The organism is Fulvivirga marina, from assembly GCF_016775155.1.
GTDB lineage: Bacteria > Bacteroidota > Bacteroidia > Cytophagales > Cyclobacteriaceae > Fulvivirga > Fulvivirga marina.
Genome location: NZ_JAEUGD010000023.1, coordinates 324,984 through 350,833, shown reverse-complemented (window position 1 = coordinate 350,833; position 25,850 = coordinate 324,984). Strand labels below are relative to the sequence as shown.

The following is a 25,850-nucleotide window of genomic DNA, read 5'->3' as shown; positions in this document are numbered from 1 at the left end:
AGATAATACCGAACTGCAAAGCCCACTCTATAAGCAGAGGTATGCAACTGGGTTATATATCCCAGTCGCTTTCGCTAAACGTGATATTTTCAAAGTTGCTTTCGTCAGGGAGAGGAAGTGGTTCACCTTGCGCCAAGCTTTGAATATGCATAAACTCTTGTATATCTTCGGTGGCATGATAATGCGCTCCTGGGGATAAGAAGCGAATTAAGTTGAACTCACTTTGCCCGCCTCCTTCAGGAGCAACCGTTGTGGTTTGACCATCTTCATTATATATTATAATATTGATATCCAGTACATTAGCAATGATGGAAGGCGTTGCGTCACCTGCCAGGTTATTATAAGACCCAGGTGTACGAATATCAAGTTCAGTAGCATCCTGATCAAGTCCAAAAGGGGTGACATCTACACCCCCGTTGGATACGGCATCCGCAATATGATCTCTAAATTCTTGCACGTTGCCATCAAAGGCTCCAACTGTAATTAATGAATTAAAAAGGCAATCTCCATCAGGGGTGGTATTGACATTACCCAAAAAATCTCTTGTTAAGGCATCAGATTGTGCCGCCGTCAGTACGTAGCCATTACCAAGGTCTATATCACCTTCATTGAGATTTTCCTTTACATATTGTCCATAGTCAAACCCACCGTTTGATTCGAAGTAATCCTTTTTGATAACGCCGTTTTTGCTTAATTCTTCCAATAGGCTCAGGCGTTCTACGGTATGCTTTCGGGATTCTACAACATGCATGCGCTTGTCTTCCCATAAATCGGGCATTTGTACATACTGCGAGGGTATATAGGTATCTTGTCTTGCTCCTATATGTTTGGGGTCGTGTTCGAACAGTGAGGGGCGCTTGGTGGGAGCCAAAGAGTTGGGCTTTGACTTGCTTCCAAGTCCCATATAGGTACTCATTTTATTTCCAGCTTTGTTCAACTGATTTTTTTTGATCAGTTTTACCACCTGTGCCACGGCCTTACGTACCGATTCGGCAAATGCAGCTTCAGGTAATTCAACCCGATGGTTTTTAATGGTAAGATTAGGTAGATCCACATTATCAAGGCCATCATTTAGACCTACCCTTACCTGCTCCCATTGTGTATGTGACAAAAGTCCGAGGCCAATATTCATAATAGAATCTTTGATCCAAACCTGATGTACATCTTTTACCCTGCTGGAGAGCATTTGATCAACGCCTAGCTCATCCTCATTCATGGGACGGTTTGAGTTCTTAAACCGAGCTTTTTGTGCGTCTACCAGTCGCTTTTGAGATGTGATACCTAACTGGCCGCTCAATGTTCTTGCTAAGGTATTGAGAAATATTTTCATATTTTGAGTGTTATTGTCATCTTCCCCAAGGGCAGGGAAGTTGTCCAGTGCCACTTTAGCCTCTTTGACTGAGCCAACACACTCTCCATATAGCCCTTTTACCTGCTCAGGTAACCAGCCTTCGTTCCCATTTTTATATCCAATATCCTCCCCGGTTTGCACGATCTTTTGGTGTAGTTCTGCTACCCAATCATTCAATAACATTGCCGCAGAGCGTACTCTGAAACCCCTTGCCGTCGGGCTTGATACTTCTTCATAGAGATTATCAAATTTGTTCAAGGTTCTATCGGCTACGGTACCAAAAGTTCTTCTTCTGGAGTCGATCCACCGGTTGCTGGAAAACGGGTTTTCATCTCCTCTCAGCCTGGCAACCTGGTTCAGTTTGCTATTAACCTCACGAACCATGGCCCTGGCCTTATTCCTTACTACCCCAACTTTAGCGACAGCATCAGCCTGTTCCTTTTGTTTTGCCTTTATCTTCTTCGCTAATATTTTGTTGTATAATATGGTTCTGAAGCTATTCTCTAACCTAATGTAGTATTGTGTATAATCATCCCCTTCATCTTCATAGGTTTCCTCCATTAAATCATTGATGTAAGCATCCGTGGCAAAATTCACATGCGTCGAGGAGCTTTTAATGGATTCATCTATGTTCCCAAAAGGAGCTATTTCGATGTCATGTAACTGGTCTCGTGTAAGTGTATTGTTATTATTGTTGCTCCAAAACTGACCCCCAACTATTGGCTGTCCGCCAATGTTCTGATTGGTATTCGGGCTCATATTTTCTCTGCCTATTACTACTTTGCCAGAGTCATCATTGTCAATATTTCCAGTATTGAAATGCAGCCCGGGGTTATCTGCTAGTTTATTGATAAGTACGTTGAGGTTAGGTTTGTTAACGATATGGTTATCCAAAGTATCCTGTATCATATCATCTACCTTTTTCACTTCTAAAGGGTCTGGAACGGGGATGCCCGGAAGTGTTTCAATCAGATATGGAGGACTTATGAATTCTATGGCATTTTGGGCATCGGTTTCTAAAATGAATGGAATGCCTGTATAGGGTAACCTTTCCTGAGATTTGGCAATTTCTAAGTGAGAAACTCCTCTGAGTGGCCCTGAAGTCATGGCACCAAACTCATGTTCAAAACCCACAGTCGTGTATTGTTGCTTAAAATTTTCCGGATCCTCCATAACCGCATCTTGTAGCGCCATCTGTTCAGCAACCAATTCCCGAAAATTATTAGCTTGCATTTTCCCTTGTATCACACCTCCATTTGATGCTATGGCTTTCTGTTGTAAGGTATTCGGTGAATTACCATTATTGGCATTAGGCGGGTTAGAGGCGTTGCTGCCGGCCGTTAATGCTTTGGCCCCCATGATATCGGCCTCATGCTCCAAACTCTGCTCATCATTTACGCCTATTTTTCCTTTCATCTGCAGTGTAGGCTTAACGCGTCCTTGCTTTTGCTGCACCACATGCCAGGCCTCATGCGCCAAATGCTGCTCCTGCCCAGATGCTACATGTATATCAGTGCCTTGCGCGTACGCATGTGCCTTCATTTGTGCAGGCTTGACAGAGTTATAGTGAACCTTAACGTCGTCCATGGCGTACCCGGAAAGGTTTTCTACACCAGATTTTAAATTATCTGGCAAACCAGTGTTATTCACCCTTCGCTGTAAAGGGCTGGACAACTCTGACTTTTTTAGACTGCTTTTGGACCCCAAATCGTTGTCAAGACTACTTTTATCATCAGGTAAGCGGCCAATAGGTGAATTGGCATTGTTTAGTAAATTATCATTCATAGCACAACTATTTGAGGTTTTGAGTTTTAAATATAGCACAGCAAAATGAATGGACAAAAATCAGAGTGTCAACAAAGTATGGTGCTACATCTATACCTGTACCATGAGCGTAGACATGAGCTTTCATCTGGGCAGGTTTATCAGAGTTGTAATGCACTTTAACATCGTCCATAGAGTAGCACGAAAGATTTTCAATTCCTGATTTAAGATTATTGGGCAAACCCGTTTGGCTGAGTTTGTTTGCAGTTTTACTTTTTTGAAACCCTGTTTTTTGGGACTCAATATTGTAGCAAGGTGTGATGATAATCTTACAGTACTATACAGAGACTATTTTCAGGTAATTTGAAACAATACTTTTGATTGGAATTCTGGAAGCTCGTACTGGAGAGGTTGTCAAATGTTCTTTATGCAAATGCCGGACGCAACTCCAACTGTAACTTCATAAATCCTTTAGCTATAAAATAGATTTTGTATTTTCGCCGGTTCATATGCTAACTAGTCATTGACAGTGAACCTTTTGTTAGTCCATGTGAAGCTTAGATCAATGAAAAAACATCCATGAAAGTCTGTATTGCAGAGAAACCAAGTGTAGCCAGGGAAATAGCTCAGGTAATTGGGGCAAATGCTCGCAAAGAAGGATACTTTGAAGGCAATGGTTATCAGGTTACGTGGACATTTGGTCACTTTTGCACCCTGTATAGTCCCGAAGACTACCAGCCCCACTGGAAACGGTGGGATTTGAATACGCTTCCCATGCTTCCGGAGCGTTTTGAAACCAAATTGATGAACGATGGCGGAGTAAAAAAGCAATTTAATGTAATTAAAAGCCTGTTGCAAAAAGCTGATCTAGTTATCAACTGTGGTGACGCCGGCCAGGAAGGGGAATTGATACAGCGTTGGGTAATCAAGGAAGCAAAATATGATGGTGAGGTTCAGCGTCTCTGGATCTCATCACTAACTACTGAGTCCATCAAGGCAGGGTTTGACAAACTCAAACCGGCTCAGGAGTTTGACAACCTCTTTTATGCAGGGAGTTCACGCGCAATAGGAGACTGGTTGCTGGGTATGAACGCCACTCGGCTCTATACATTGAAATATGGTGGCTATAAACAGGTATTATCCATAGGCAGGGTGCAAACTCCAACCCTGGCCATGTTGGTTAACCGGCATTATGAAATAGAGAACTTTGTACCTCAGCCTTATTGGGAACTTCAGACTGTTTACAGAGACACCAAGTTTAACAATACTACGGGTAAATTTTTCTCAAAAGAAGAGGGGGAAGAACTTCTTAACAAAGTAACAGGGAAAGACCTGGTAATCACCGGAGTTGAGAAAAAGGAAGGGAAAGAGTATGCTCCCAAGTTGTTTGACCTGACTAGTTTGCAGGTTTACTGTAACAATAAGTTTGGTTTTACGGCAGAGGTAACCCTGAAATTGATACAAGGCCTTTACGAAAAAAAGGTGGTAACATATCCAAGGGTTGATACTACATTCCTGCCCAATGATATGTACCCAAAAATACCAGGTATACTTAAAGGACTGTCTGATTACTCTAATTACACTGAACCTATAGCAGGTAAAAAGATCAGGAAATCAACAAAGGTGTTTAATGACAATAAGGTGACTGATCACCATGCGATCATCCCTACCGGGGAGCAGAAACCACTTAGCCCTGATGAGCAAAAGGTTTATGATATTATTACCCGACGTTTTATAGCAGTATTTTACCCTGACTGTAAGGTCGCTAAAACGGAGGTGAATGCTGAGGTAGAAGGTGTCAAATTCATAGCCAGAGGTAAGGAGATCCTGGAAGAAGGTTGGCGCGTACTATTCCCTAAGGAGAATAAGAAAAACAGCTCCGATGGCGATGACGAAAATAATAATGACGATGATGAGGGAATCTTGCCATCGTTCGAAAAAGGAGAGCAGGGGCCGCATGAACCTTCTTTTGTAGAGAAAATGACCAAGCCTCCTAAAAACTATACGGAGGCATCGCTGCTTAGGGCAATGGAGACCGCGGGAAAGCAAGTGGATGACGAGGAGCTGCGCGACCTGATGAAAGCGAATGGTATAGGCAGGCCTTCTACCAGGGCCAGTATCATAGAAACGCTTTTTAAAAGAAAATATACCCAACGAAGAAAGAAGCAGGTAATACCTACTGAAATGGGCATACAGCTCATTAACACTATTCGGAATAAGTTGCTTAAGTCAGCAGAGCTAACAGGGTACTGGGAAAAGAAGCTGAAGGAAATAGAGCATGGAGAGTTTGGAGCAGGGCACTTCATAGCCAATATGAAGAAAATGGTGGATGATCTGGTCACTGAAGTACGTGAGGAAACGGGTAAACCCGTAATTGCACCGCCCCCTAAAGGTGAAAGCAATAAAAAGGAACGAAAAAAGAAAGCGCCTTCGGAGATGAAGTGTCCAAAATGCGGCTCTGGCAATATGCTTAAAGGCAAATCCAGCTATGGTTGTAGTGAGTGGAAGGCCGGATGTAAAATGCGGGTACCTTTCGAATTTATGGGTAAAAAGCTTACCGACAAACAAGTGCAGCGCTTAGTGGATAAAAAAGCCACTACCAAACTTAAAGGCTTTGTGCTTGACGGAGAAAAAGTAGAGGGAATAATAAAGCTTAGTGATACTGGCGAGTTAGAATTTGAAAACAAATCAAAGCCAAAAGCTCCGAAGTCTACCAAAAATGACATGCCGACATGTCCTAAATGTGGCAAGGGTAGACTGATAAAAGGGAAAACAGCATATGGCTGTAGCGAATGGAAGGCAGGGTGTGATTTTAGGTTCACCTTTGCGGATATAAAATCAAAAGCCAATGGGCGTCCACTCACCAAGGAGTTGGTACTGCAAATCATCTCATCATAAGTTGCGATAATGGCGTAAGCCCCTTCAATAAGGTTTACCCTGACCGGTAATGCCTCCGGGTATTCCGTATTCGTGGCAGAGCTCTTTCATCTTTTTAGCAAATGCCTTTTGATAATAGGGCGGCATCTGGTAGCTATTTTGAAAGAAGCGCTTATATCTTTTCTCTAAGTCAGGGAAATGCTCCCTTATGGCTTCCATTACTAAAGTTTTGCTATCAGCAGGTCCATCGCCAAACAAAGTGAGTGTAGCTGGCAGGACATAGCCTACATTCAGAGCTTTAAAGGTTGAGAAAAATAGCTTGAGATTTTCTGTAGTATCTGAAATGAATGGCAGCAGAGGCATTAGGCTCACGCCTGCATGAAAACCCTCTTGAATTGCTTTTTCGAGTGCTTCTAGTCGTTTGGCAGGCTTGGTAGCTCCTTTTTCAAATATACTGGCAACATGGGCGTCCAGCGTTGAAAAGGAAAATGATAAGAGGACTCCTCGACCTGGAGACAACTGCAAATCATGGGGAAGCAAAGCGCTTTTGTCTATTTCATGAAGCAGGTCAAAGTCACGCTCTACCAAGTCTGATTTAGTAATGATATGAACCGGGAACCGGTGCTTGGCTATTACTTTTAAGGCCTGACGGGTGAGTTCAAATTTCTTTTCCACCTGAAGGTATGGGTCAGTAGCAGATGAAAGGACAACATAGCCATATTGTCCCTTTTTTGCTCGATTGGACAGTTGCCGGTCTAAAACTTCAATGGCATTGGTTTTTATAGTCAGACCTTGCTCGAGGTTGGAGCCGTACTTGCTACCACGGATATAGCAGTAAAGACAGTTGAAGGAACAACTGCTATATAGGTTTACGGTATAGTCGTCAAGAAACCAACTGTCCCTTTTTTTGGTTTTGTTCAGAACCGACTTGACCTCTATCTCCTTTGGCATAAGACCTTAATTTCGATCTGAAGTAAATATAAGTACTTTATTACCATCTCTCATATTACCTACCGGCTTAGCGAGTAATGTTTGGGATACTGAAAACTTTAGGTTAGCGAGCTTTTGGGTTATTTTTGTTAGTGGGGATTACTTCATCGAGCTATCTTGAGAATTGGAGGAATGGGAAAAAGTAATCGATAACTGGTTGTTATACCCGTTATCGACTACCGGTAAACGTAGAACTTAATCTTTCTTAATCTCAAAAAAATTAGCCCCTACACCTTTAACGCCTGGTACAGTCGCAAAAACTGCACCTGCCTTTGAATATTTCGATTTTTCCTTATCATTCATGCCAATGCTGGCAGTGGTGATCAACAAAGTGTCAAGGTTAGATCCGCCAAAAGCACACGAGGTTACATTTTTAGCAGGAACTGGTATCCTGGTCAATAGCTGTCCATTGTCAGGATCATAACGAACTACACTAGAACCGCCCCAAAGGGCTATCCAGAGTTTACCTTCGCTGTCAATTGTCATGCCGTCAGGGAAGGCATTTTCTTCTTCAATCTTAATGATGATTCTTCCGTTTTCAATTGCCCCTGTCTCATTATTGTAGTCAAATGCTTTAACCGCTTGCGTAGGTGTATCTATGTAGTACATGGTCTTCTTATCAGCAGACCAGCAAATGCCATTGGAAATGGTAATGCTATCCAGTTTTTGTATAATGGAACTGTCCCCATCGAAACTATACAGCGCAGCCGCATTTGACTCTTCGCTGAGTGCCATGGATCCAACCCAGAACCTGCCGGCAGGATCACACTTACCATCATTGAACCTGATTACTTCAGGGTCAAAGGGCGCTTTTTCCATCAGTTGCAATTCCTCTGTTTCCAGATTGAGTTTATATATTCCGTTTTGCAAGGCAACCAGTACAATATCATCCTTGGATGAAGGAACTATGGTACCGACCCTTTGCCCCACATCAATGATCTTTATTTGATCCAGCTGTGGGTCAAACGTAAATACTTCACCTTTCTCAATATCAAGCCAATGGTAGACTGCTGATTTCTGGTTCCATATAGCACCTTCGCCCAGGGCAGCAATGGTATCTATATAAAGAACGACTGGATTTTTAACAGTATCATTTACCTGCTCAACGGCCATAGCCGGTTCCTTTATCGTCTCTTTTTGCTTTTTGCAACCTATGAATGCAAAGAGTGCCACGACTGTTCCAATTACAATTTTTTTCATTAATTCTGTTGGCTTTCTTTATACACTACACTCACTTCCTGATCTTGAACTACGAAGTTGAATACGCCAGGTTCGGTAACACTCTTGCCTTGCGCGTTGATGAAAGCTAGATCTTCAGGAGAGATCGTGAAAGAGACTTGTTTCGAAGCTCCGGCAGCAAGTTCTATCTTTTTAAATTTTCGAAGTCGTTTAAAGTTTGGAGTTATCGAAGCGTACAGGTCTTTAGAGTAAAGTTCAACCGCTACTTTACCGGCTTTTTCTCCAGAGTTTTTTACCGTTACGGTTAGGCTCAGTTTTTCACCAGCGCTAAAAGCTGCTTTGTCACTTTTTAAGTTACTGAACTGGAAAGTGGTATAGCTCAGGCCATAACCAAATGTCCATTGCGGTCGATAAGCGCCATCAGAGTAAGTGTTGGGCTCATCTTCTCTAACACCCTCAGTGTACTTGTGGTCATATTTGACCAGGTCACCGGTATGTTTAGGGTAAGAGTAAGGAAGTGTCCCGTTGGGGTTATAATCGCCAGTCAATACTTCAGCAATGGCCTGAGCCCCCATAGTAGAAGGTCTGTAGGCCAATAATATGCCAGGGATACCTTTTTCTATAGAGGAGATAACCCTGGGGCGTCCCTCTACCAGCACCAGGATCACTGGTTTACCAGTTTCTATGGCTGCTTCCGCCAAGGCAAGTTGCCTGCTATCCAGTGCAAGGTCATCAATATTTCCAGGAGTTTCGGCATAAGCATCTTCACCCAGGCAAAGTACAATATAATCTGCTTTGGCAGCATCTTTTTTCAGCTGACTAGCATCAAAATTAGCGGCGTTGTCATAGTCTCTTTGAGCTGAACTCATAACGTTGGCTTTACCTAATTTGTCTTCCAGAGCCTCTTTGATGGTTGCAGTTGATTTTGGATACTGGCTATCATCTTTACCCTGCCATACATATGACCATGAGCTGTGTAAAGAGGTGAGGTTGTTGGCTGCAGGACCAGCTAACAGTACTTTAGTATCTTTTGACAAGGGCAGTACTGATTTTTCATTTTTCAAAAGCGTAAGTGTCTCTCTCGCAGCATTCAGAGCAACTGCTTTAGATTTTTTTTCATCCACTTTTGCCAGGGCCGCTTTTTCAGGGTAGGGGTTGTCGAAAAGTCCTAATTTGTACTTCAACTTGATTATTCTGCGAACAGACTCGTCAATGCGATTCTCAGAAATAGCCCCTTCTTTAACAAGTTCTAATAACAGATTATAAAAAGAATAGTCATAGGGTACCATGCTCATATCCAGTCCGGCTTCTACAGCAAGTCTTACTGCCTCTTTGGGAGTATCGGCAACTCTATGTCTGGTGTGTAGGCGGATAACATCCTCCCAGTCAGAAACAGCGACACCTTCAAAGCCCAGCTCTCCACGTAACAGGTCTGTTAAAAGATATTTGCTGGCATGTACGGGTACACCATTAATCTCTCCTGAGTTGATCATTACTGTTGAAGTTCCTGCCTCAACAGCACTTTTGAAAGGAGGTAACAGATATTCACGAAGTGTATATTCTGGTATGTATGCAGGAGTACGGTCTTTTCCACTGGCAGGAAGGGAGTAGCCCAGATAGTGTTTCATACACGAGGCAACGGCTGTGGGGCCTTCCAGGCCATCTTCCTCATAGCCCTTAATGGCGGCAGTGCCCATTTCTGTTACCAAGTGTACATCTTCACCAAAAGTTTCTTCAAACCTTGACCAAAGGGGCTGTCGGCCTAAGCCCAATACAGGGTCGAAGTTCCAGCGTATACCACTGGCACGGGTTTCAATAGCGGTAATTTTTGAGGCTTGTTTCACCAGTTCAGGATTACGGCTTGCAGCCATACCTATGTTGTGAGGAAATAGCGTAGATCCCTCAATATAATTTGCACCATGGATGGCATCAATCCCATAAAGTATAGGAATGTTATTGGGAGTTTCTTTAGTAGCCACTTCCTGAATGCGTTTTTGTATTTTATGCCATGTCTCCATGGAGTATGCATGCCCTTTTACATTGAGGATAGAGCCCACATTTTTATTGATAATAGCTTCTTTTAATTTTTTATTGTTGATATCCACCAGGGAGTTGTCTTCCATTATGACGTCGAGAGTCACTTGAGTCATCTGCCCTACTTTTTCTTCAATAGACATTTTAGAAAGCAAATCATCTACTTTTTTGTCTATCTCCCTTTCACTGGTTTTCTGGGCATGGACGATACCGCACCCCAGAGTTGCAATAACCAGAAGTCCATGCTGCATGACCCTTCTAAAACTGTTTCTGAAATTCATATGCATTATTAATTGTTAAACGATATATGGGACTGTAAAACTTGAAAATTAGGGGCTATATTAACCTTGGTAAATACATCAATTGAAGGTGGTAATTGTTTCAAGCAATTGACATTACATCTATTAATATGGTAATTCATATTTATGTTTAAAAGTATACTGACCATTATACTCCTGCTTTTTTTCTTTTTCAGCAGTGGACAGGAAAACGACTCCAGGTTTTACCCCGTATCCAAAGGGTTGTCGCAACACTCCATTACTGCGCTTTTGCAAGACAGTAAAGGGTTTCTCTGGATAGGCACCCGTCATGGACTGAATCGGTATGATGGTCTGGATTACCTGACCTATGAGCACATCAATGGCGACACCACACTGATCAGTAACAGCACGGTTCAGTGCCTTGCTGAAGATAAACTGGGCAATATCTGGATCGGTACTTATGGAGGGGGGTTAAATTACTATAATTATGAAGAGGATCGCTTTTACGTTTATCGAAATGTTAAAGATAATCCGTACTCGTTAAGTGACGATTTTATTACAGCGGTCTTTGAAGATTTTAATGGAAACCTATGGGTGGGTACTGAAAAAGGAGGCTTGAATCTTTTGAATCAGGAAAAGCGGACTTTTACCAGGTTCATGTCTAACGAAGCTGATCCTTTTAGCATCTCTTCAAACAACATAACATCAATTAATCAGGATCTGAATGGTAATATCTGGGTGGGCACCTATGGTGGAGGCATCAACCTGTTTGATCAAAACAAGAAAAGCTTTATTGCCTTTAAGGGCGGGGAGTCAGAATCTTTGGTCAGCAATGTGGTCAGGTACATTTATAAGACTTCCAAGGGAGCATTGTTAGTGGGTACGCACCAGGGACTTAAACGCCTGGTGTATAATGATGGCCGCTACATATTTAAAGATATACTAACTAACCATCCGCTGGGCAAAGCACTGGCTAAAGTTAGGGTACTGACCATTTGTGAGGATCAGCAAGCCCGCATTTGGGTAGGGACAGAAAATGAAGGATTGTTTATGGTAGATCAGGCTAATGGCAAGGCGCAGCATTTCTTTCATACCCCTGAAAACAATTATGGAGTTAACAGTAATTCTATCTGGTCACTAAGCACAGGGCGACATGGTACCGTCTGGATAGGTACTTATAATCAGGGGTTATATAAAATGGACCCTTATGAGCAAAAATTTGATGGCCTTTACCAGAGTGGTATTTCTGCATACACGCTGAGCCACAATGTGATCAGCTCTTTTGCTGAGGATAACCTGGGCAATTTGTGGGTAGGAACCGATGGGGGAGGTTTGAATTACTTTGATCGAAAAACCGGTAAGTTTTATAGGTATCAGCAAATATCAGGTGATAGCACCAGTTTGTCTAATGATGCAGTAGTGAGTATAATCATTGACAAGAAAAACAACTTATGGGTAGGTACCTGGGAAAGTGGTATTTCTATACTACCGAAAGGTGAAGGTGCATTTAAGCACCTTATTCACAAACCTAATAATGACAACTCCATATCGGGAAATGATATTTATAAACTGTTTGAAGACAGCAAGGGAAGGATCTGGATTGCGGCTTTTCGCGATGGGTTGGACATCTATGACCCTGAAGAGCAACAGTTCTATCACATTAATGAAGATACCACCCCAGGACTAAGCGGAAATAAGGTAAGGTCTATACTGGAAGACTATGAAGGAAATATGTGGATAGGTACCGAAGGGGCCGGGCTTAACCGCATCGAGGTGGATCATGAGATGAACATAATGGGAAAACGCTTTTATTGTCATGGCAATGCGAATAATTCCGGCCTGCACAATAACACGATAACCTATCTGTTCGAAGATTCAGATAATGTACTTTGGGTAGGTACAGAAGGGGGAGGTATATATCATTACAACCGGACCTCTGATGTGTTCTTACCTATAGAGGGTAACCAGAGACTGCAGAATAATGTGATTTATGGTATTCTTGAAGACGATCATAAAAACATCTGGATTAGTACTAACAATGGTTTGGCCAGCTACTCCAAAGAGAATGGGAACATCAAGGTCTACAATGAATCCGACGGTTTACAGTCCTCAGAATTTTATAAGTCAGCTTGTCTGAAAACGAGTGAGGGCCACCTGATTTTCGGCGGAATTAAAGGTTTCAATATGTTTAACCCCAACCATGTAAAGAAAAACCCTAACGCTCCACCCGTCTACATTACTAAATTCCTGCTTTCTGATGAGGTGGTTAAAACGGCTCCTAACTCGCTGCTAACACAGAATATCGTCAACACCAAAAAAATACAGCTCGACTATGATCAGAATGATTTCAGTTTTGAGTTTGCGGCATTAAACTTTTCTCAGTCTGCCAAAAATGAGTATGCCTACAAGCTGGAAAACTATGATGAGGACTGGCAAAAAGCTGGCACCCGAAAGGAAGCGTATTATACCAATGTGCCTCCGGGAACTTATACTTTCAGGGTAAGAGGCTCTAACAACGATGGTATTTGGAGTGATCAGGAAGCTGCTATTATTATTGACATCAGCAAGCCTTGGTATAGTACCTATTGGGCTTATGCGGCATATGCTTTGGTTATACTGGCCATCTTGCTCTGGGCACGTCATACGATTATCTATAAGGAACGTTTGCAGGCACAGTTGCAGCTAGAGCATCTGGAACTCACCAAAATGCAGGAGCTAGATCAGCTGAAATCAAGGTTTTTTGCCAATATTTCTCACGAATTCCGCACACCGCTAACCTTGATCCTCAGTCCGTTGAAATCGCTATACCTGGATGAAACCAAAAACGAATACAAAAAACAAATGCGGATGATGATCCGCAATGCGGAACGGTTACTCAGGCTGATCAATCAAATTCTTGACCTTTCGAAACTGGAATCGGGCAGTGTAAAACTGAAAGCCAGTGAGCAGGATCTGGTTAAATTCCTAAAACCGATAGCTTTTTCATTTGCCTCCTATGCTGATAAGCAATTTATTACCTACAAAACCAATCTGCCCAAAGAGCCGATATACACATACTTTGAGCAGGATAAACTGGAAAAAGTATTCACCAACCTGCTTTCTAATGCCATCAAGTATACACCGGAATTTGGAGAAGTATGCCTGACGGTACAGGAAAAGGGTAATAATGTGGAGATCATCATAGCCGACTCAGGTATTGGTATACCACAAGACCAGGTTTCTTATATCTTCAACAGGTTTTACAGGGCACAACATCATGTAAACCTAAAAGGTACTGGCATAGGCCTGGCTCTCACGAGGGAGCTGGTGGAGTTGCACAAAGGTAAAATAGAAGTGAGCAGTGTAGAAGGCAGAGGCACCACATTTAAGGTGCAACTTCCTTTGGGCAATAAACATTTGGAACCTTCGGAGATCTCTGAGGATCGCATCATACATCAGGCAAATACAGACAACTATGAGCATGATGAACTGTTGATAGATAAAAATCAGGAGCCAGGTGTATCAGCCGAAAACCTTAAAGTGGAAAATGACCTGCCGCTGATACTTATCGCTGAAGATAATGCTGATATGCTGTCTTTCATAAGTAGCTATCTTGAAAGTGAATACCGCATACTGGAATGTAACAATGGGAAAGAGGCTCTTGCTTTGGCTTTGGAGCAGATTCCTGATATTGTTATCTCTGATATTATGATGCCTGAAATGGATGGCTACAAGCTCTGCGAAAAACTGAAAAGTGACGAAAAAACAAGCCACATTCCAGTGATACTGCTTACAGCCAAAGCCTCCAACGAAAGTGTTGAGCAGGGGTTTGAGTTGGGAGCTAATTATTATGTAACCAAGCCCTTCAACCCCAAGCTACTAGCCCTGCGCATTAAGAATATCCTCAAAAGCCGTAAGATGTTCAAAGATCAGGTGCTTAATAATAAAACCATCAATCTGGAACCTAAGCATGTGGTCATCTCCACAGCAGATGAGAGTTTTATCAAAAAAGCCGTGGGGTTTGTTGAAGACAATATGGATAATTCCGAACTTCAGGTAGAAGACCTCTGCTTACATTTAGGGATGAGTAAAATCCAGCTTTACCGAAAGCTTAAGGGGCTTATTGGGCAGTCTGCCAATGAATTCATCCGTACCATTCGACTCAAAAGAGCTGCTCAGCTTTTGAAGCAACAAAACCTGACTATAGCCGAGGTCACCTATCAGGTAGGCTTCAATGATCTATCCTATTTCAGGCAGTGCTTTAAGAAGCAATATGGAGTCAACCCTTCTGAGTTTGCCCAGCAAGGAAATGTGTGAGGCTAAAGGAACTTAACTAATATGGGGCTATTCGTTCTCCACGACGACACTATTCGTAGTCTACCGCAGGGACTACGAATAAATAATGGGGAAAGAGTGTCTGCGACACGGTAAATAGAAGGCCAAACTTCATAGTTCTGATACTTTTTCTAAATTGTCGCCCATGTCATATAGGTATAAAATAAGAAATTAGTTTGGCATTCTACAATAGAATTAGAATGCATTGAATGTACTACAAATAAACCGTGTCACAGACACTCGTTATCATTTTGCATCCTTAGTCACCCTTTCGGTAGACTAAGGATAGATCTGTAAGACCCGCCCTAGACCAGGCTTACTGAATCTAACCACCCAAACTTCCGAAGGTTACTAAAGCCGTTATTACAAGTGCGCTTGCTTGCCTGCCTAATTATGATCTAAAGGTAAAGTTTAAAAAATAAAATATCCTGTTCGATCCGTAAAATGCTGTTATACAGCACTTCAGGAAACGTTTGCAATAAATACCCATCCTAAAAGAAAGGTTTATCCCCGCAAGAATCGCCTTCAGTCGATGATATTGACCTAAACTTAAAACAATACATCGCTTATGAAGAACCTTAACCCCCTTAAAGTGATTATCCTTTTGGCATGCCTCTGGGCACCAATTGTTCTCTACGGACAGGATAGACAGGTATCCGGAAAAGTTCTGGATACAGAAACCAACACCGCCTTACCCGGCGTAAGTATTATTGTAAAGGGTACATCAACAGGTACAACTACCGACATTGACGGAAACTACAGTCTCCAGGTGCCTGAAGAAAATACAACCTTAATATTTTCATTTATTGGTTATGCTACCGAAGAAATAAATATCCAAAACCGCTCTGTAGTGGATGTTAGTCTGACCACCGACGTAACTGCGCTGTCAGAGGTGGTTGTGATTGGTTATGGCGAACAACAAAAAAGTTTGTTAACGGGAGCCATATCCAGCATTGAAGCAGAACAAATTACCAACACCTCAACTCTAAGGGTGGAGCAAGCCCTTCAGGGGCGAACCGCCGGTGTTAACGTGCTGGCCAATTCCGGTTCTCCGGGTAGTGGCCTTAAAGTGCGTATCAGAGGTACAGGCTCTAATGGAGACTCCGGCCCCCTTTATATTGTAGATGGTATCAGAACCGGCGGAATAGAGTATCTTGATCCGAGCGAAATTGCCTCGATTGAGGTGCTGAAAGATGCAGCCTCAGCAGCTATCTATGGTGCTGAAGGTGCCAACGGCGTGGTGCTGATCTCTACCAAAACGGGTAAAGCGGGAAAACCTCAGATCAACTATAATTTTCAGTACGGCATCCAGACCGTGGGGGATCGTATGGAAATGATGAATGCTCAGCAGTATGCTGAGTACCTCAATGAAGCTGGAGCCTCAGGCACCTTGCCTGACCCTGCCGACTTTCAGGGTGTAAAAGGTACAGACTGGCTGGATGAACTCTTTGAAAGTGCTCCTCTCCAAAAGCATAGCCTGAATCTTAGCGGAGGCTCTGAAAACTCTACCTATCTGGTGGGCGGAAGCTTCTACACCCAGGACGGTGTTGCCGGTGGTGACAAAGCTCAGTTCGACCGGTATACAGCACGTTTAAATTCTGACCATCAGGTAAAGGACTGGCTGAAGGTAGGGAACAGATTGTCGTACTCACACTTTAAAAGAAGCACCATTGCTGAAGATGATGAATTTGGCTCAGTAGTGGGTAATGCCATTCTAATGGACCCAACTACCCCGGTAATTTATACCGACGGACTACCTGCACATGCACAGGCTGCGCTTGACGCTGGAGAAACACTTACAAAAGATGATGACGGAAACTACTACGGCATATCAAGGTATGTGCAAGGAGAGATAGGTAATCCGTTGGCAATGATCCAAAATACCAGAGGAGAAATAGTTCAGGATAAGATAGTAGGAAATATCTACGCAGAGCTGACGCCCATCAAGCATATCAAATTCACTTCACGTTTTGGTATAGATGCAGCTTTTCAACTTAATCATGAATGGTTCCCTTCTTATTATTTCTCTAACGAAAGAAAAAACAACACGCCAACGGTAAGAGACAACAATGAAAAGTGGTTTACCACTCAGTGGGAAAACTTTGCTACTTATACCAACAGCATCGCTGAGCATGATTTCTCTATTTTGTTAGGAACATCTGCTATTAACACAGTTTACAATAAACTGAATGGTTCAGGTGGACCCATGTTTGACGAAGACGACAAATTCGCATACTACGACTATATCCCTGATGAAAGTGATCGTATAGGAAGCACCAGAGAAGACAAGAGCCTTTTATCATACTTCGGACGGGTTTCCTATACTTTCTCAGACAAATATTTGCTCAATGCTACTTTCAGGTACGATGGATCTTCTCTGCTTCCTGATGGCAACCGGTGGGATCTTTTTCCTTCGGTATCCGCTGGCTGGGTAGTATCTGCTGAGGATTTCTTTCCCGAAGCTTTTATCAACTTCCTGAAAGTAAGAGCCAGCTGGGGTGAAAACGGTAATCTCAGATCACTTACTCCAGGACAGTATGCCTCTATCATCACTACACAAGGTATACGCTACCCTACAGGTACCGGAGGTTTCTATGTAGGGGCAGAGCCTGACTTCCTTCCAAACCCTGATCTGGTTTGGGAAACCAGCGAGCAGATTGACCTGGGCCTGGATTTCGGGTTACTTGATGACCAGTTGAGGGTTACTGTAGATTATTATAATAAAACTACCAAAGGCTTACTAACAGCTAGTACACCTCCTCACTACATCGGTAACGATGGAGCGACTGTGAATGGTGGAGATGTTAGAAACAAAGGTTTTGAGTTTGAGGTGGCTTACTCCAAGTCTGCAGGTGACTTCTACTATGAGATATCTGCTAATATGACCACAGTAGATAATGAGGTGGTCTATCTGAATCCATTGGTGCCGGATAAGATCCAGGGTGCTGGTGTTGGTACTGGATGGACGGCATCGTATTTTGAAGAGGGCCTGCCTATCTGGTATTTCAGAGGTTATAAAACGGATGGAATTTTCCAGAATCAGGAGCAAATTGATAACTACATCAGCCAAAATGGTATTACAGAATATAGCCCGGTCCCGGGAGATCCTGTAGTCATGGATATAAACAACGATGGGCGTATTACCCCTGAAGATCAAACTTATATCGGTGACCCTCACCCTGACTTTTTATATGGAGGTCGTGTCAATGTAGGTTACAAAGGGTTTGACTTGACGGTGTTCTTACAAGGTTCTAAAGGCAACGATATATTAATGGGCTTTAACAGAACTGACAGAGGTACTGTGAATAAGCCGGAATTCTTTTACAAAGACCGCTGGACTGGTGAAGGAAGCACCAATGATTGGTTTGCTGCGGATACCGACAATCCATATGTCTACAATAGTGACCTAATGGTGTTCAATGGTTCATACGCGCGTATCAAGCAATTGCAATTGGGCTATACTTTACCGGAAAACCTGATCAACAGGTTGAAATTCAATTCTGTCAGAGTTTATGTATCTCTTGAGGATTACTTCACCTTCACTAAATACCCGGGCCTTGACCCTGAAGCTGGTAGTAATGACGACAACAGCCAGGGTATAGACCGAGGGGTATACCCCATTCCTAAAAAGTTCATGACTGGTTTATCACTTAGCTTCTAATTACAAAACGATGGAGATTATGAAAAAGAATTATATAAAAATATGGGTACTGGGCATGTTAAGCACGCTGATCTTTCTGGCTTCATGCTCTGACGACTACCTCGATAAAGAGATTTATGGAAGAAAGTCAACCGAAGAGTTTTATAAAACTGATCAGGATGCATTCAGGGCAACAATCGCCATTTATGACATCCTTCAGTATCATTACAATACGGGCTGGTCTAGCAACTATCTGGTAAAAACACTGCCTTCAGATGAGGGGACTGCCGGTGGTGGGGGTAGCGGCGACCAGCCACAATATCAAAACCTGGATGATTTTGCTTATGACTCCCAGAATGGAGGTGTTCTTGGTACATGGAGAATGGCCTATTTTGGTATATTCAGGGCAAACAAAGTCATCAACCTCGTTGAGCCGGAGAATGATTTCAGAAAAACTCTGATTGCTGAGGCCAAAGCACTTCGGGCATACAATTATTTTGAATTGGTTTCTATGTTTGGCGATGTTCCTATGATACTGACCGAGCCTGACCAATCTGAATACGAACAGGTGCGTGTAGCCAGCAGTATCGTTTATGATCAGATAGAGAAGGATTTGCGTGAAGCTATTGAATTACTTCCCCTGAAAAGTGAATACGGTGCCGCGGACCAGTTCAGGGTTTCCAAGGGTACAGCCCAGGCACTGCTTGGTAAAGCCTATCTCTATCAGCAGGAGTGGGACAGTGCAGCATATTTTCTCGATGCCGTAATTACTTCCAACCAATATGATTTACATGATAACTATGCCGATAACTGGACTGAAGCTGGTGAATTGGGCAAGGAGTCGGTCTTTGAAGTTCAGTTTGTGAGCTCTGTCGGCTATGATTGGGGCAACTTCCCGTGGGATAATGGCAGGCTTCAGGAGAGTAATATCCACATTCAGCTTATGGGCTCTCGTGGTGGGTTTTATGAGCCAGCTCCCGGTGACTCACTGATTGCAGGGTGGGGGTTCCTATATCCATCAGAGAAAATATATAATGTCTTTGTCAATGCTGGCGACAGTGTCAGAAAAGTAAATACGTTGATGTCTGAAGCTGAACTGGTAGCTGCCGGTGGAGCATGGAATGGAGAAAACGTATGGGATTATAATGGTTTTATAAGAAGGAAGTATGGTACATATAGTAACCAAACCAATGCAGATGCTGTGGCAGAACTAAATTATGCTACTAACTGGAGGTTGATTCGTTATTCCGATGTGTTGCTTATGGCTGCTGAAGCATTTTACAATGCAGGAGATGAAGGGCGTGCTCGTACCGAGCTAAATAAGGTACGTGACCGCGCAGACCTTGACGATGTGGTAGCAACGGGCAATGATCTTTTTGAAGCCATAGTTACGGAAAGACAATTGGAACTTGCTTTTGAAGGTTTCCGTTTTCTGGATCTGATACGTTGGGGACGTGGCTCACAAGAGCTTGGCGATCTGGGTTTTGTTGAAGGAAAACACAACTTATTCCCTATTCCCTTTGACGACGTGGTGCGTGGCAATTTAAGTCAGAATGACAAGTGGTAGGCTGGGGCTAGTGGCCTGAGCTGAGAACCTGCTAATGAATATGTGATTATTTGCAATTAATCCCCGGCCGGGAGACGACGTTTGTCTTTTTGGCCGGGGTTATTTATTTGTCTTTAAATAAAGTTTACATCATGTGGGTATATAGGCTAAATTTCCTCTCAACCATAGCTTCAGTTCTAGCGATTCATCCTCGGATAGATAAAACAAAGCTTTCCTGTATTCTTTTCTAAATAGCGGTGGATGAAAGCTAACTTTTCGAAGCACGATCTTATAGTATTCCAGCATGGATGTTTTCATTGCTTATCTCTTTAATATTTAAAAAAATGCCTTCGGCCTTTTCGTTAATCTATAGGCCATGAGAAACTACTATGGCCAAAGGGCTTTTAAGGTTAAATTACTTAATCACTATTTGCCATGTTAAAGCAGCCATGATGTGCCGCTTAAGGCCTAAATGACAATAATGAAAATCAAGGACGGCGTTATACACGCTAAGCCTTTGGTGGGGGCGGGATGACCTCGATTATGTAGTTTCTATAATCTATATTTGGAAATAAGGGCTTATTCAACAGACTATTGTCGGATACACTTGTTACTAAACAGAGCGTGTCATTGTAAAACCAATCTGTATAGCTCTTTTTTGAATTTTTCTCTTCTTTTTGAGAAGTTTCAGCATCTGGTATAGCTTGGTAAATGTCCCATCCCACTTCCAGTACCTGGGTAAAGAAATTGGCTGATTCTTGGGTATCACAGATGGTATCACATACCTGCACATCAGAAACACCAGTTTCTTTTTCAGGCTGCTCTGGCGATATGCCAATGTTAATAAATGTCACAGCGAAGAACAAAGCAACCAGTTTAAATGCTATATTTCCTTGCCTGTTTATCATAATGTTAATAACGCTTGTCAAGCACCCGTATTTTATTGTAAGTAGGGTTAATTACAAGTAGTGCTTGATTTCGGGTAGGGAATTTACAAAAAAAATTAAAAAGATGCCATTTGATATAGTAGTTTTATTGCTCATGTAATATTAAAGATATTTATACAGTCTGAAGCTGTACTTAATCATAGAAATTTGACGATTCTGGTAGTATTTAAAGCTCACTTCTCATTTTTTCCACTATTTCGAGTGCTACATCGGTTCCCATAGCTTCCAGTTGCTCAATGATCTTTTGCTTCGTAGGATCATCATAATTTTCCATCTCAGAAGGAGCCTCCTCATGAGGTTCAATGATGCCAGTCTTAATAAATAGTGATCTCATCCACTCATTTACCTGGCAGTCGATCACCAGATGCACACGGTCTGTTTTCCCCAGGTTTTCCACGCTATGCACCTGACTGAAATCAGCAAACCAACACTCTCCCTGCTGCATTTTAAGCTGCTGGTTGTTTAGCATAAATTTTACTCGGTCATTGGTAGTAACGGGTATGTGTAGTCTGACAAAGCCATCCCAAAATACTAGGTCATAGTCCTTGTGTGGTTTAATTTGAGACCCCGGGGTTAACCGTAAATACCTGACGGCACTTTTAGGAGCTTTAATTTGCTCAATTACCGATCGGGTATAAGGAATGCTTTCCAGTATAGCCTCATCCACGAACTTTTGGCTATCAGCGTGGCCTGCAGACAACTCATGGCTCTCACCTTTGGGTGATCTTAATGGTATACCGCTCCACTCGCCAGAATAATAGGCCGTATTAAAGTGCCTGGTCCAGTTTTGTTTGCAAACTTCAAGCTCCTGATATAGCTGTACGGAATCAAATTGAAAGGGCAACTGTGCATAGCTTTTCATGAAGAATGTTGATTAAATTTAAAGTGTGGTTGGTACGCCTACTCATTAAAATTAGCATTTTTAACCACAAACTTTTAGTAGTGTTAATAATAACGTTAAGCAAAATTTCATATGGCCCTGAATAAAACTGATACTCCTGAGCAAGCTGACTTGGATAAATGGATACCTATTGCCTTGTGATACGGAAAAGGAAGAGGTACGATAGGGGTATGCCGGTGGTGTTGCAGAAAAGCTTCACCAGCCTTTCGGAAGTTTTGTAAATGAGCTGTCTGGTTCTGTTAAGCTGCTAACCAAAATATATTTAAAAGATAAAGTTCTGTAAAGGAGACACTTGTGCAAAGCACTTAAAAATCGAGGAATTTAATAAGCACAACCCTTGTATGGGTGAAAAACCTTTTCTAAAATCAAGTGTTTTTCAATTTTAAGTAAGTAGAAAATAGTATTCAATATCAATCCTAAAGCATTGTAATCCCATGGGGTCAGAAAAACTTAAAATTAGGTTCGCAGGTTTGTTTATGATAGTTGGTATGGTAGCCGGAATTTTTAGTGTGGCCCCGGCCATTGACTCTGGCGACTACCTCACTGAAGCAGCAGCAAACTTCAACCGTGTGATCGTAGGAGCTGTGTTCCAGTTTGTTATGTCTCTTGCATATTTGGGTTTTGCCATTTTGTTATATCCCATCATCAGGAGGTTTAGCGGAAGTCTGTCTGTTGGTTTTTTAAGCTTTCGGGTAATAGCCGCTAACCTGGTAATATTTGGCACTATACTTTTACTATTGATCTTAGCTTTAAGCCATGAGTTTGTAAAAAGCTCTCCCGGGAATGCTCTGGATTTTAAGACATTGGGAAATGCCCTCAAAATAACAAGAGACTACATTAACCATGTTTTTATGGTTTTGGTTTTATGCATTGGTAATGTCATTTTGTATGTTTTGCTAATAAGAACCAGGCTGATCCCCAAATGGCTTTCGGTTTGGGGGTTACTGGGTACGTTTTTGTCAGGAGTTGCCAGTATAATGATCTTGTTTCGTGTAGTGGATGTTATCACCAGCGAGTACTTGGTCCTGAATATGCCAACAGCCGTGCTGGAATTGATCATGGGCATGTGGCTGATAATTGTAGGCTTTAATAAAAAGGTGTTGTATGCTTATCGAAGAAGATAAGAATACTCCATTAGCCATCAAAATTTTCGGGAACGGCAAGGTATAGCTATGCTATTGATTCCATAGCCTGTATCAAATATAACTTCCTACTTGGAAGCAGACATGCCTTGGTCTTTACATGGAAAGTGCTACCCTAAAATATGATAGGAGGGAAAGCTAATCACCGATATAGTCTTCGCTGATTGCCACCCCATTCATGATGTTTCAATGTTCTAAGTACGCCTTGCGTATAGGCGTTAACAATTATATTTGCCTTAACGGTTGGGTTTGATAATATTTTTTCTTTAGCCAAAATGCTACGTTAACCAGGGCGATCAATGCAGGAACTTCTACTAACGGGCCTATTACTCCAGTGAAGGCCTGTCCACTGTTAAGTCCGAAGACCGCGATCGCCACCGCAATAGCCAGTTCAAAATTATTACCGGTAGCCGTGAAAGAAATGGAAGCATTCTGATTGTATTTTGCTCCCATTGCCTTGCTAACAAAGAAGCTGATGAAAAACATGAGCCCAAAATATATGAGCAAGGGTATCGCAATTCGCACCACATCAAATGGTATAGTTACAATCAGCTCTCCTTTAAGGCTGAACATCACCACAATGGTGAACAGCAGGGCTATGAGTGTGATTGGGGATATTGCCGGAATAAACCGCTCTTTATACCACTGCTCACTCTTCACTTTTACAAGTATGAGCCTGCTTAGCAGACCTGCCAGGAAAGGAATACCCAGATAAATGGCCACACTTTCTGCTATAGTTGCTATTGAGATGTTGACAACGGCACCCTCAAACCCAAACAAAGGAGGGAGCTTGGTAATGAAGACCCAGGCATAGAAACTGTAAGCAAATACTTGGAAAATACTGTTTAAGGCCACTAACCCTGCACCATATTCACTACTGCCATCTGCCAGGTCATTCCATACCAGCACCATGGCGATACAACGTGCCAGGCCAATCAATATCAGACCGACCATATATTCTGGGTGGTCTTGCAGAAAAATTATGGCAAGAGCAAACATCAGCATAGGTCCAATGATCCAATTGAGCAAAAGCGAAACCCCAAGTATTTTAAGGTTGCCAAACACTTTGGGTAGCAACTTGTAATTGACCTTAGCCAGAGGTGGATACATCATCAATATCAACCCTATGGCTATAGGGATGTTGGTAGAACCATGGCTGAAAGAATCAATGAACGCAGAAGTTCCAGGAAACATATAACCACCTAAAACCCCTACAGCCATGGCCAGAAAGATCCATAGCGTGAGATGGCGATCAAGAAAGCTTAATTTTTTAGTTGTTGATGACATTAATCGGTTCTTTTGATTTTTTAAAACAGTTGTGAAACTTCAAAAAACAGGGGGCACCCCTGTTTTTCAAATGCGTTAACTGTACTGAAGATCTGATATCATCCACGCTTAGCAACATCCGCCGCCAGGAGTACAGTTATTTTGAACTTCGGAAAGGTTCACCTTTTTCTTCCCTGGCTTTTCGGCATATACAGTTATACTGAAAATACCGGTAGTGCCGCTTTTAAAGTTTTCCAGTTCTGCTGATGTCAAATATTTGCTTAAGATATCATCAGGGATGATAATTGGTTTCTCCTTTTGAATAGTGATAGTCTGAAAACCCTGCTCATGGATGAAGCCGAGGTATTCATCTTTTTGAATGGCACCAGATACGCATCCAGCATACATTTCAGCATCTTTTCGCAATGCCTCCGGAAGCTGGCCTACCAACACGATATCGGAAATACTGAAGTGTCCTCCTGGTTTTAGTACCCGCGATATTTCTGCTATAACTTTTTGCTTATCCGGCACCAGATTAAGTACGCAATTACTCACTACCACATCTGCCGAGTCATCGGAAATCGGCATGTCTTCAATATCTCCAAAGCGAAACTCTACATTGTTGAAATTAAGCTTTTCAGCATTTGCTCTCGCTTTTTTGATCATGGCTTCCGTAAAGTCTACGCCAATGACCTTTCCCGTTTCTCCAGTTTCGTGTCTGGCCACAAAGCAGTCATTTCCCGCACCGGAACCTAGGTCTATTACTACATCCCCCTTTTTTATTTTGGCAAATTGGGTAGGTAATCCACAGCCAAGCCCCAAGTCGGCATCGGCATTGTACCCGTGTAGTTCTGAATAGTCATCGGTCATTATATTGTAGACCTCTGTTGAGCATCCCCCAGCGCCACAGCACGAGGCAGCATTCATGTCCTTGTCCTGTTCAGCGATCTGACTGTATTTATCGCGAACAATTTTTTTGAGTTCTTCAGATGATGTGTTCATAGTCTTTTTTATTGTAATTTTACGATAAGTATATGCAAATTTTTTTAACAGCAATCTCGGCCTGATGGCGTTGTAAACAGAGTAAACAAGTTGTTAAACAAGTTTTTTACTTCTTCCCAACGCTCCGGATTAATACAATAGCTAACAGAAACGCCCTCGGTAGTGCCCTGTATGATGCCAATAGCCTTAAGCTCTTTTAAGTGTTGGCTGATCGTTGGCTGTGCAAGCCCAAGCTCCTGAACCAGGTTGCCGTTTATACAGGTATTAGCCTTGAGCAAATACTGGATGATGGCTACCCGTGCTGGATGCGCAAACGCTTTGGCAACTTGAGCCAGGTCATTTTGTTCTGCAGTAAAAAGTTCGGTTTTCGTTACACCCATCAGCTCATTATTATATTGCAATATTACGATAATATAATTAAACCCGAATACATATTCAGCAAATTTTTACTGTTTTTTTTAGCACTTGCCCTTAGTCCACCCTAATATTGCAAGTACTCTGTGAAGGAGATGCCTTAAAAATTCTCTTCGTCATGGTCATTTTCAAAGCGGGTTTTGAAGTGATACCTTTCGTAGAGGCTTTATTAATCCTACGAAACAAACATCTTAGGGAATAGCATACATAAGATTGTTTTTTG

General features: G+C 42.3%; 16 protein-coding genes. 5 read left to right on the top strand and 11 right to left on the bottom strand.

Features of this window, described 5'->3' with window-relative positions; all coding sequences use genetic code 11:
• Positions 1 to 52: 52 nt before the first annotated feature.
• Positions 53 to 3,136, bottom strand: coding sequence for an eCIS core domain-containing protein (locus JMN32_RS08485; RefSeq protein ID WP_202855876.1), 3,084 nt, complete (start codon positions 3,134 to 3,136; stop codon positions 53 to 55).
• Between the two features lie 7 nt (positions 3,137 to 3,143).
• Positions 3,144 to 3,308 (bottom strand): hypothetical protein, encoded by a 165-nt coding sequence (locus tag JMN32_RS08480; RefSeq protein WP_202855875.1) that lies wholly within the window; start codon positions 3,306 to 3,308, stop codon positions 3,144 to 3,146.
• A gap of 386 nt (positions 3,309 to 3,694) precedes the next feature.
• On the opposite strand from JMN32_RS08480, the gene JMN32_RS08475 reads away from it, so the two are divergent.
• On the top strand, positions 3,695 to 6,013 hold the full coding sequence (locus tag JMN32_RS08475) for a type IA DNA topoisomerase (protein ID WP_202855874.1): 2,319 nt from the start codon (positions 3,695 to 3,697) through the stop codon (positions 6,011 to 6,013).
• Between the two features lie 24 nt (positions 6,014 to 6,037).
• On the opposite strand, the gene JMN32_RS08470 is transcribed toward JMN32_RS08475, so the two are convergent.
• From JMN32_RS08470 to JMN32_RS08460, 3 genes are all read right to left on the bottom strand, one after another.
• Positions 6,038 to 6,943, bottom strand: coding sequence for an SPL family radical SAM protein (locus JMN32_RS08470; RefSeq protein ID WP_202855873.1), 906 nt, complete (start codon positions 6,941 to 6,943; stop codon positions 6,038 to 6,040).
• Positions 6,944 to 7,177: 234 nt separating this feature from the next.
• Complete coding sequence (locus JMN32_RS08465) at positions 7,178 to 8,182, bottom strand: SMP-30/gluconolactonase/LRE family protein (RefSeq protein ID WP_238354385.1); 1,005 nt, start codon at positions 8,180 to 8,182, stop codon at positions 7,178 to 7,180.
• The gene (locus JMN32_RS08460; RefSeq protein WP_238354384.1) at positions 8,182 to 10,476 is read right to left on the bottom strand and encodes a glycoside hydrolase family 3 N-terminal domain-containing protein; all 2,295 of its coding nucleotides are present in this window, start codon (positions 10,474 to 10,476) and stop codon (positions 8,182 to 8,184) included. Before JMN32_RS08460 ends, JMN32_RS08465 begins: the two co-directional genes overlap by 1 nt.
• A 144-nt stretch (positions 10,477 to 10,620) precedes the next feature.
• Between JMN32_RS08460 and JMN32_RS08455 the strand changes: the two genes are divergently transcribed.
• From JMN32_RS08455 to JMN32_RS08445, 3 genes are all read left to right on the top strand, one after another.
• Complete coding sequence (locus JMN32_RS08455) at positions 10,621 to 14,751, top strand: two-component regulator propeller domain-containing protein (protein ID WP_202855872.1); 4,131 nt, start codon at positions 10,621 to 10,623, stop codon at positions 14,749 to 14,751.
• 586 nt (positions 14,752 to 15,337) lie between these two features.
• Positions 15,338 to 18,430, top strand: coding sequence for a SusC/RagA family TonB-linked outer membrane protein (locus tag JMN32_RS08450; RefSeq protein WP_202855871.1), 3,093 nt, complete (start codon positions 15,338 to 15,340; stop codon positions 18,428 to 18,430).
• Between the two features lie 19 nt (positions 18,431 to 18,449).
• The gene (locus JMN32_RS08445) at positions 18,450 to 19,976 is read left to right on the top strand and encodes a RagB/SusD family nutrient uptake outer membrane protein (RefSeq protein WP_202855870.1); all 1,527 of its coding nucleotides are present in this window, start codon (positions 18,450 to 18,452) and stop codon (positions 19,974 to 19,976) included.
• Positions 19,977 to 20,105: 129 nt separating this feature from the next.
• Here the strand turns inward: JMN32_RS08445 and JMN32_RS08440 are convergent, their stop codons facing one another.
• The 3 genes from JMN32_RS08440 to JMN32_RS08430 form a co-directional block, all read right to left on the bottom strand.
• Positions 20,106 to 20,273 carry a hypothetical protein gene (locus tag JMN32_RS08440; RefSeq protein ID WP_202855901.1) on the bottom strand — a complete coding sequence of 56 codons (168 nt, stop codon included), beginning with the start codon at positions 20,271 to 20,273 and terminating at the stop codon, positions 20,106 to 20,108.
• Between the two features lie 191 nt (positions 20,274 to 20,464).
• Positions 20,465 to 20,863, bottom strand: coding sequence for a hypothetical protein (locus JMN32_RS08435; RefSeq protein ID WP_202855869.1), 399 nt, complete (start codon positions 20,861 to 20,863; stop codon positions 20,465 to 20,467).
• Positions 20,864 to 21,068: 205 nt separating this feature from the next.
• Positions 21,069 to 21,764, bottom strand: a complete 696-nt coding sequence (locus JMN32_RS08430; protein ID WP_202855868.1) for an aspartyl/asparaginyl beta-hydroxylase domain-containing protein — start codon at positions 21,762 to 21,764, stop codon at positions 21,069 to 21,071.
• A 473-nt stretch (positions 21,765 to 22,237) separates the two neighbouring features.
• Here JMN32_RS08430 and JMN32_RS08425 point away from each other — a divergent pair, with 473 nt between their 5' ends.
• The gene (locus tag JMN32_RS08425) at positions 22,238 to 22,927 is read left to right on the top strand and encodes a DUF4386 domain-containing protein (RefSeq protein WP_202855867.1); all 690 of its coding nucleotides are present in this window, start codon (positions 22,238 to 22,240) and stop codon (positions 22,925 to 22,927) included.
• A 243-nt stretch (positions 22,928 to 23,170) separates the two neighbouring features.
• Here the strand turns inward: JMN32_RS08425 and arsB are convergent, their stop codons facing one another.
• The 3 genes from arsB to JMN32_RS08410 all read right to left on the bottom strand — a co-directional run bounded on the left by arsB (position 23,171) and on the right by JMN32_RS08410 (position 25,593).
• Complete coding sequence (gene arsB / locus JMN32_RS08420) at positions 23,171 to 24,232, bottom strand: ACR3 family arsenite efflux transporter (protein WP_202855866.1); 1,062 nt, start codon at positions 24,230 to 24,232, stop codon at positions 23,171 to 23,173.
• Between the two features lie 108 nt (positions 24,233 to 24,340).
• Positions 24,341 to 25,213, bottom strand: a complete 873-nt coding sequence (locus tag JMN32_RS08415; RefSeq protein WP_202855865.1) for an arsenite methyltransferase — start codon at positions 25,211 to 25,213, stop codon at positions 24,341 to 24,343.
• Between the two features lie 44 nt (positions 25,214 to 25,257).
• Positions 25,258 to 25,593, bottom strand: coding sequence for an ArsR/SmtB family transcription factor (locus JMN32_RS08410; protein WP_202855864.1), 336 nt, complete (start codon positions 25,591 to 25,593; stop codon positions 25,258 to 25,260).
• Positions 25,594 to 25,850: the final 257 nt, after the last annotated feature.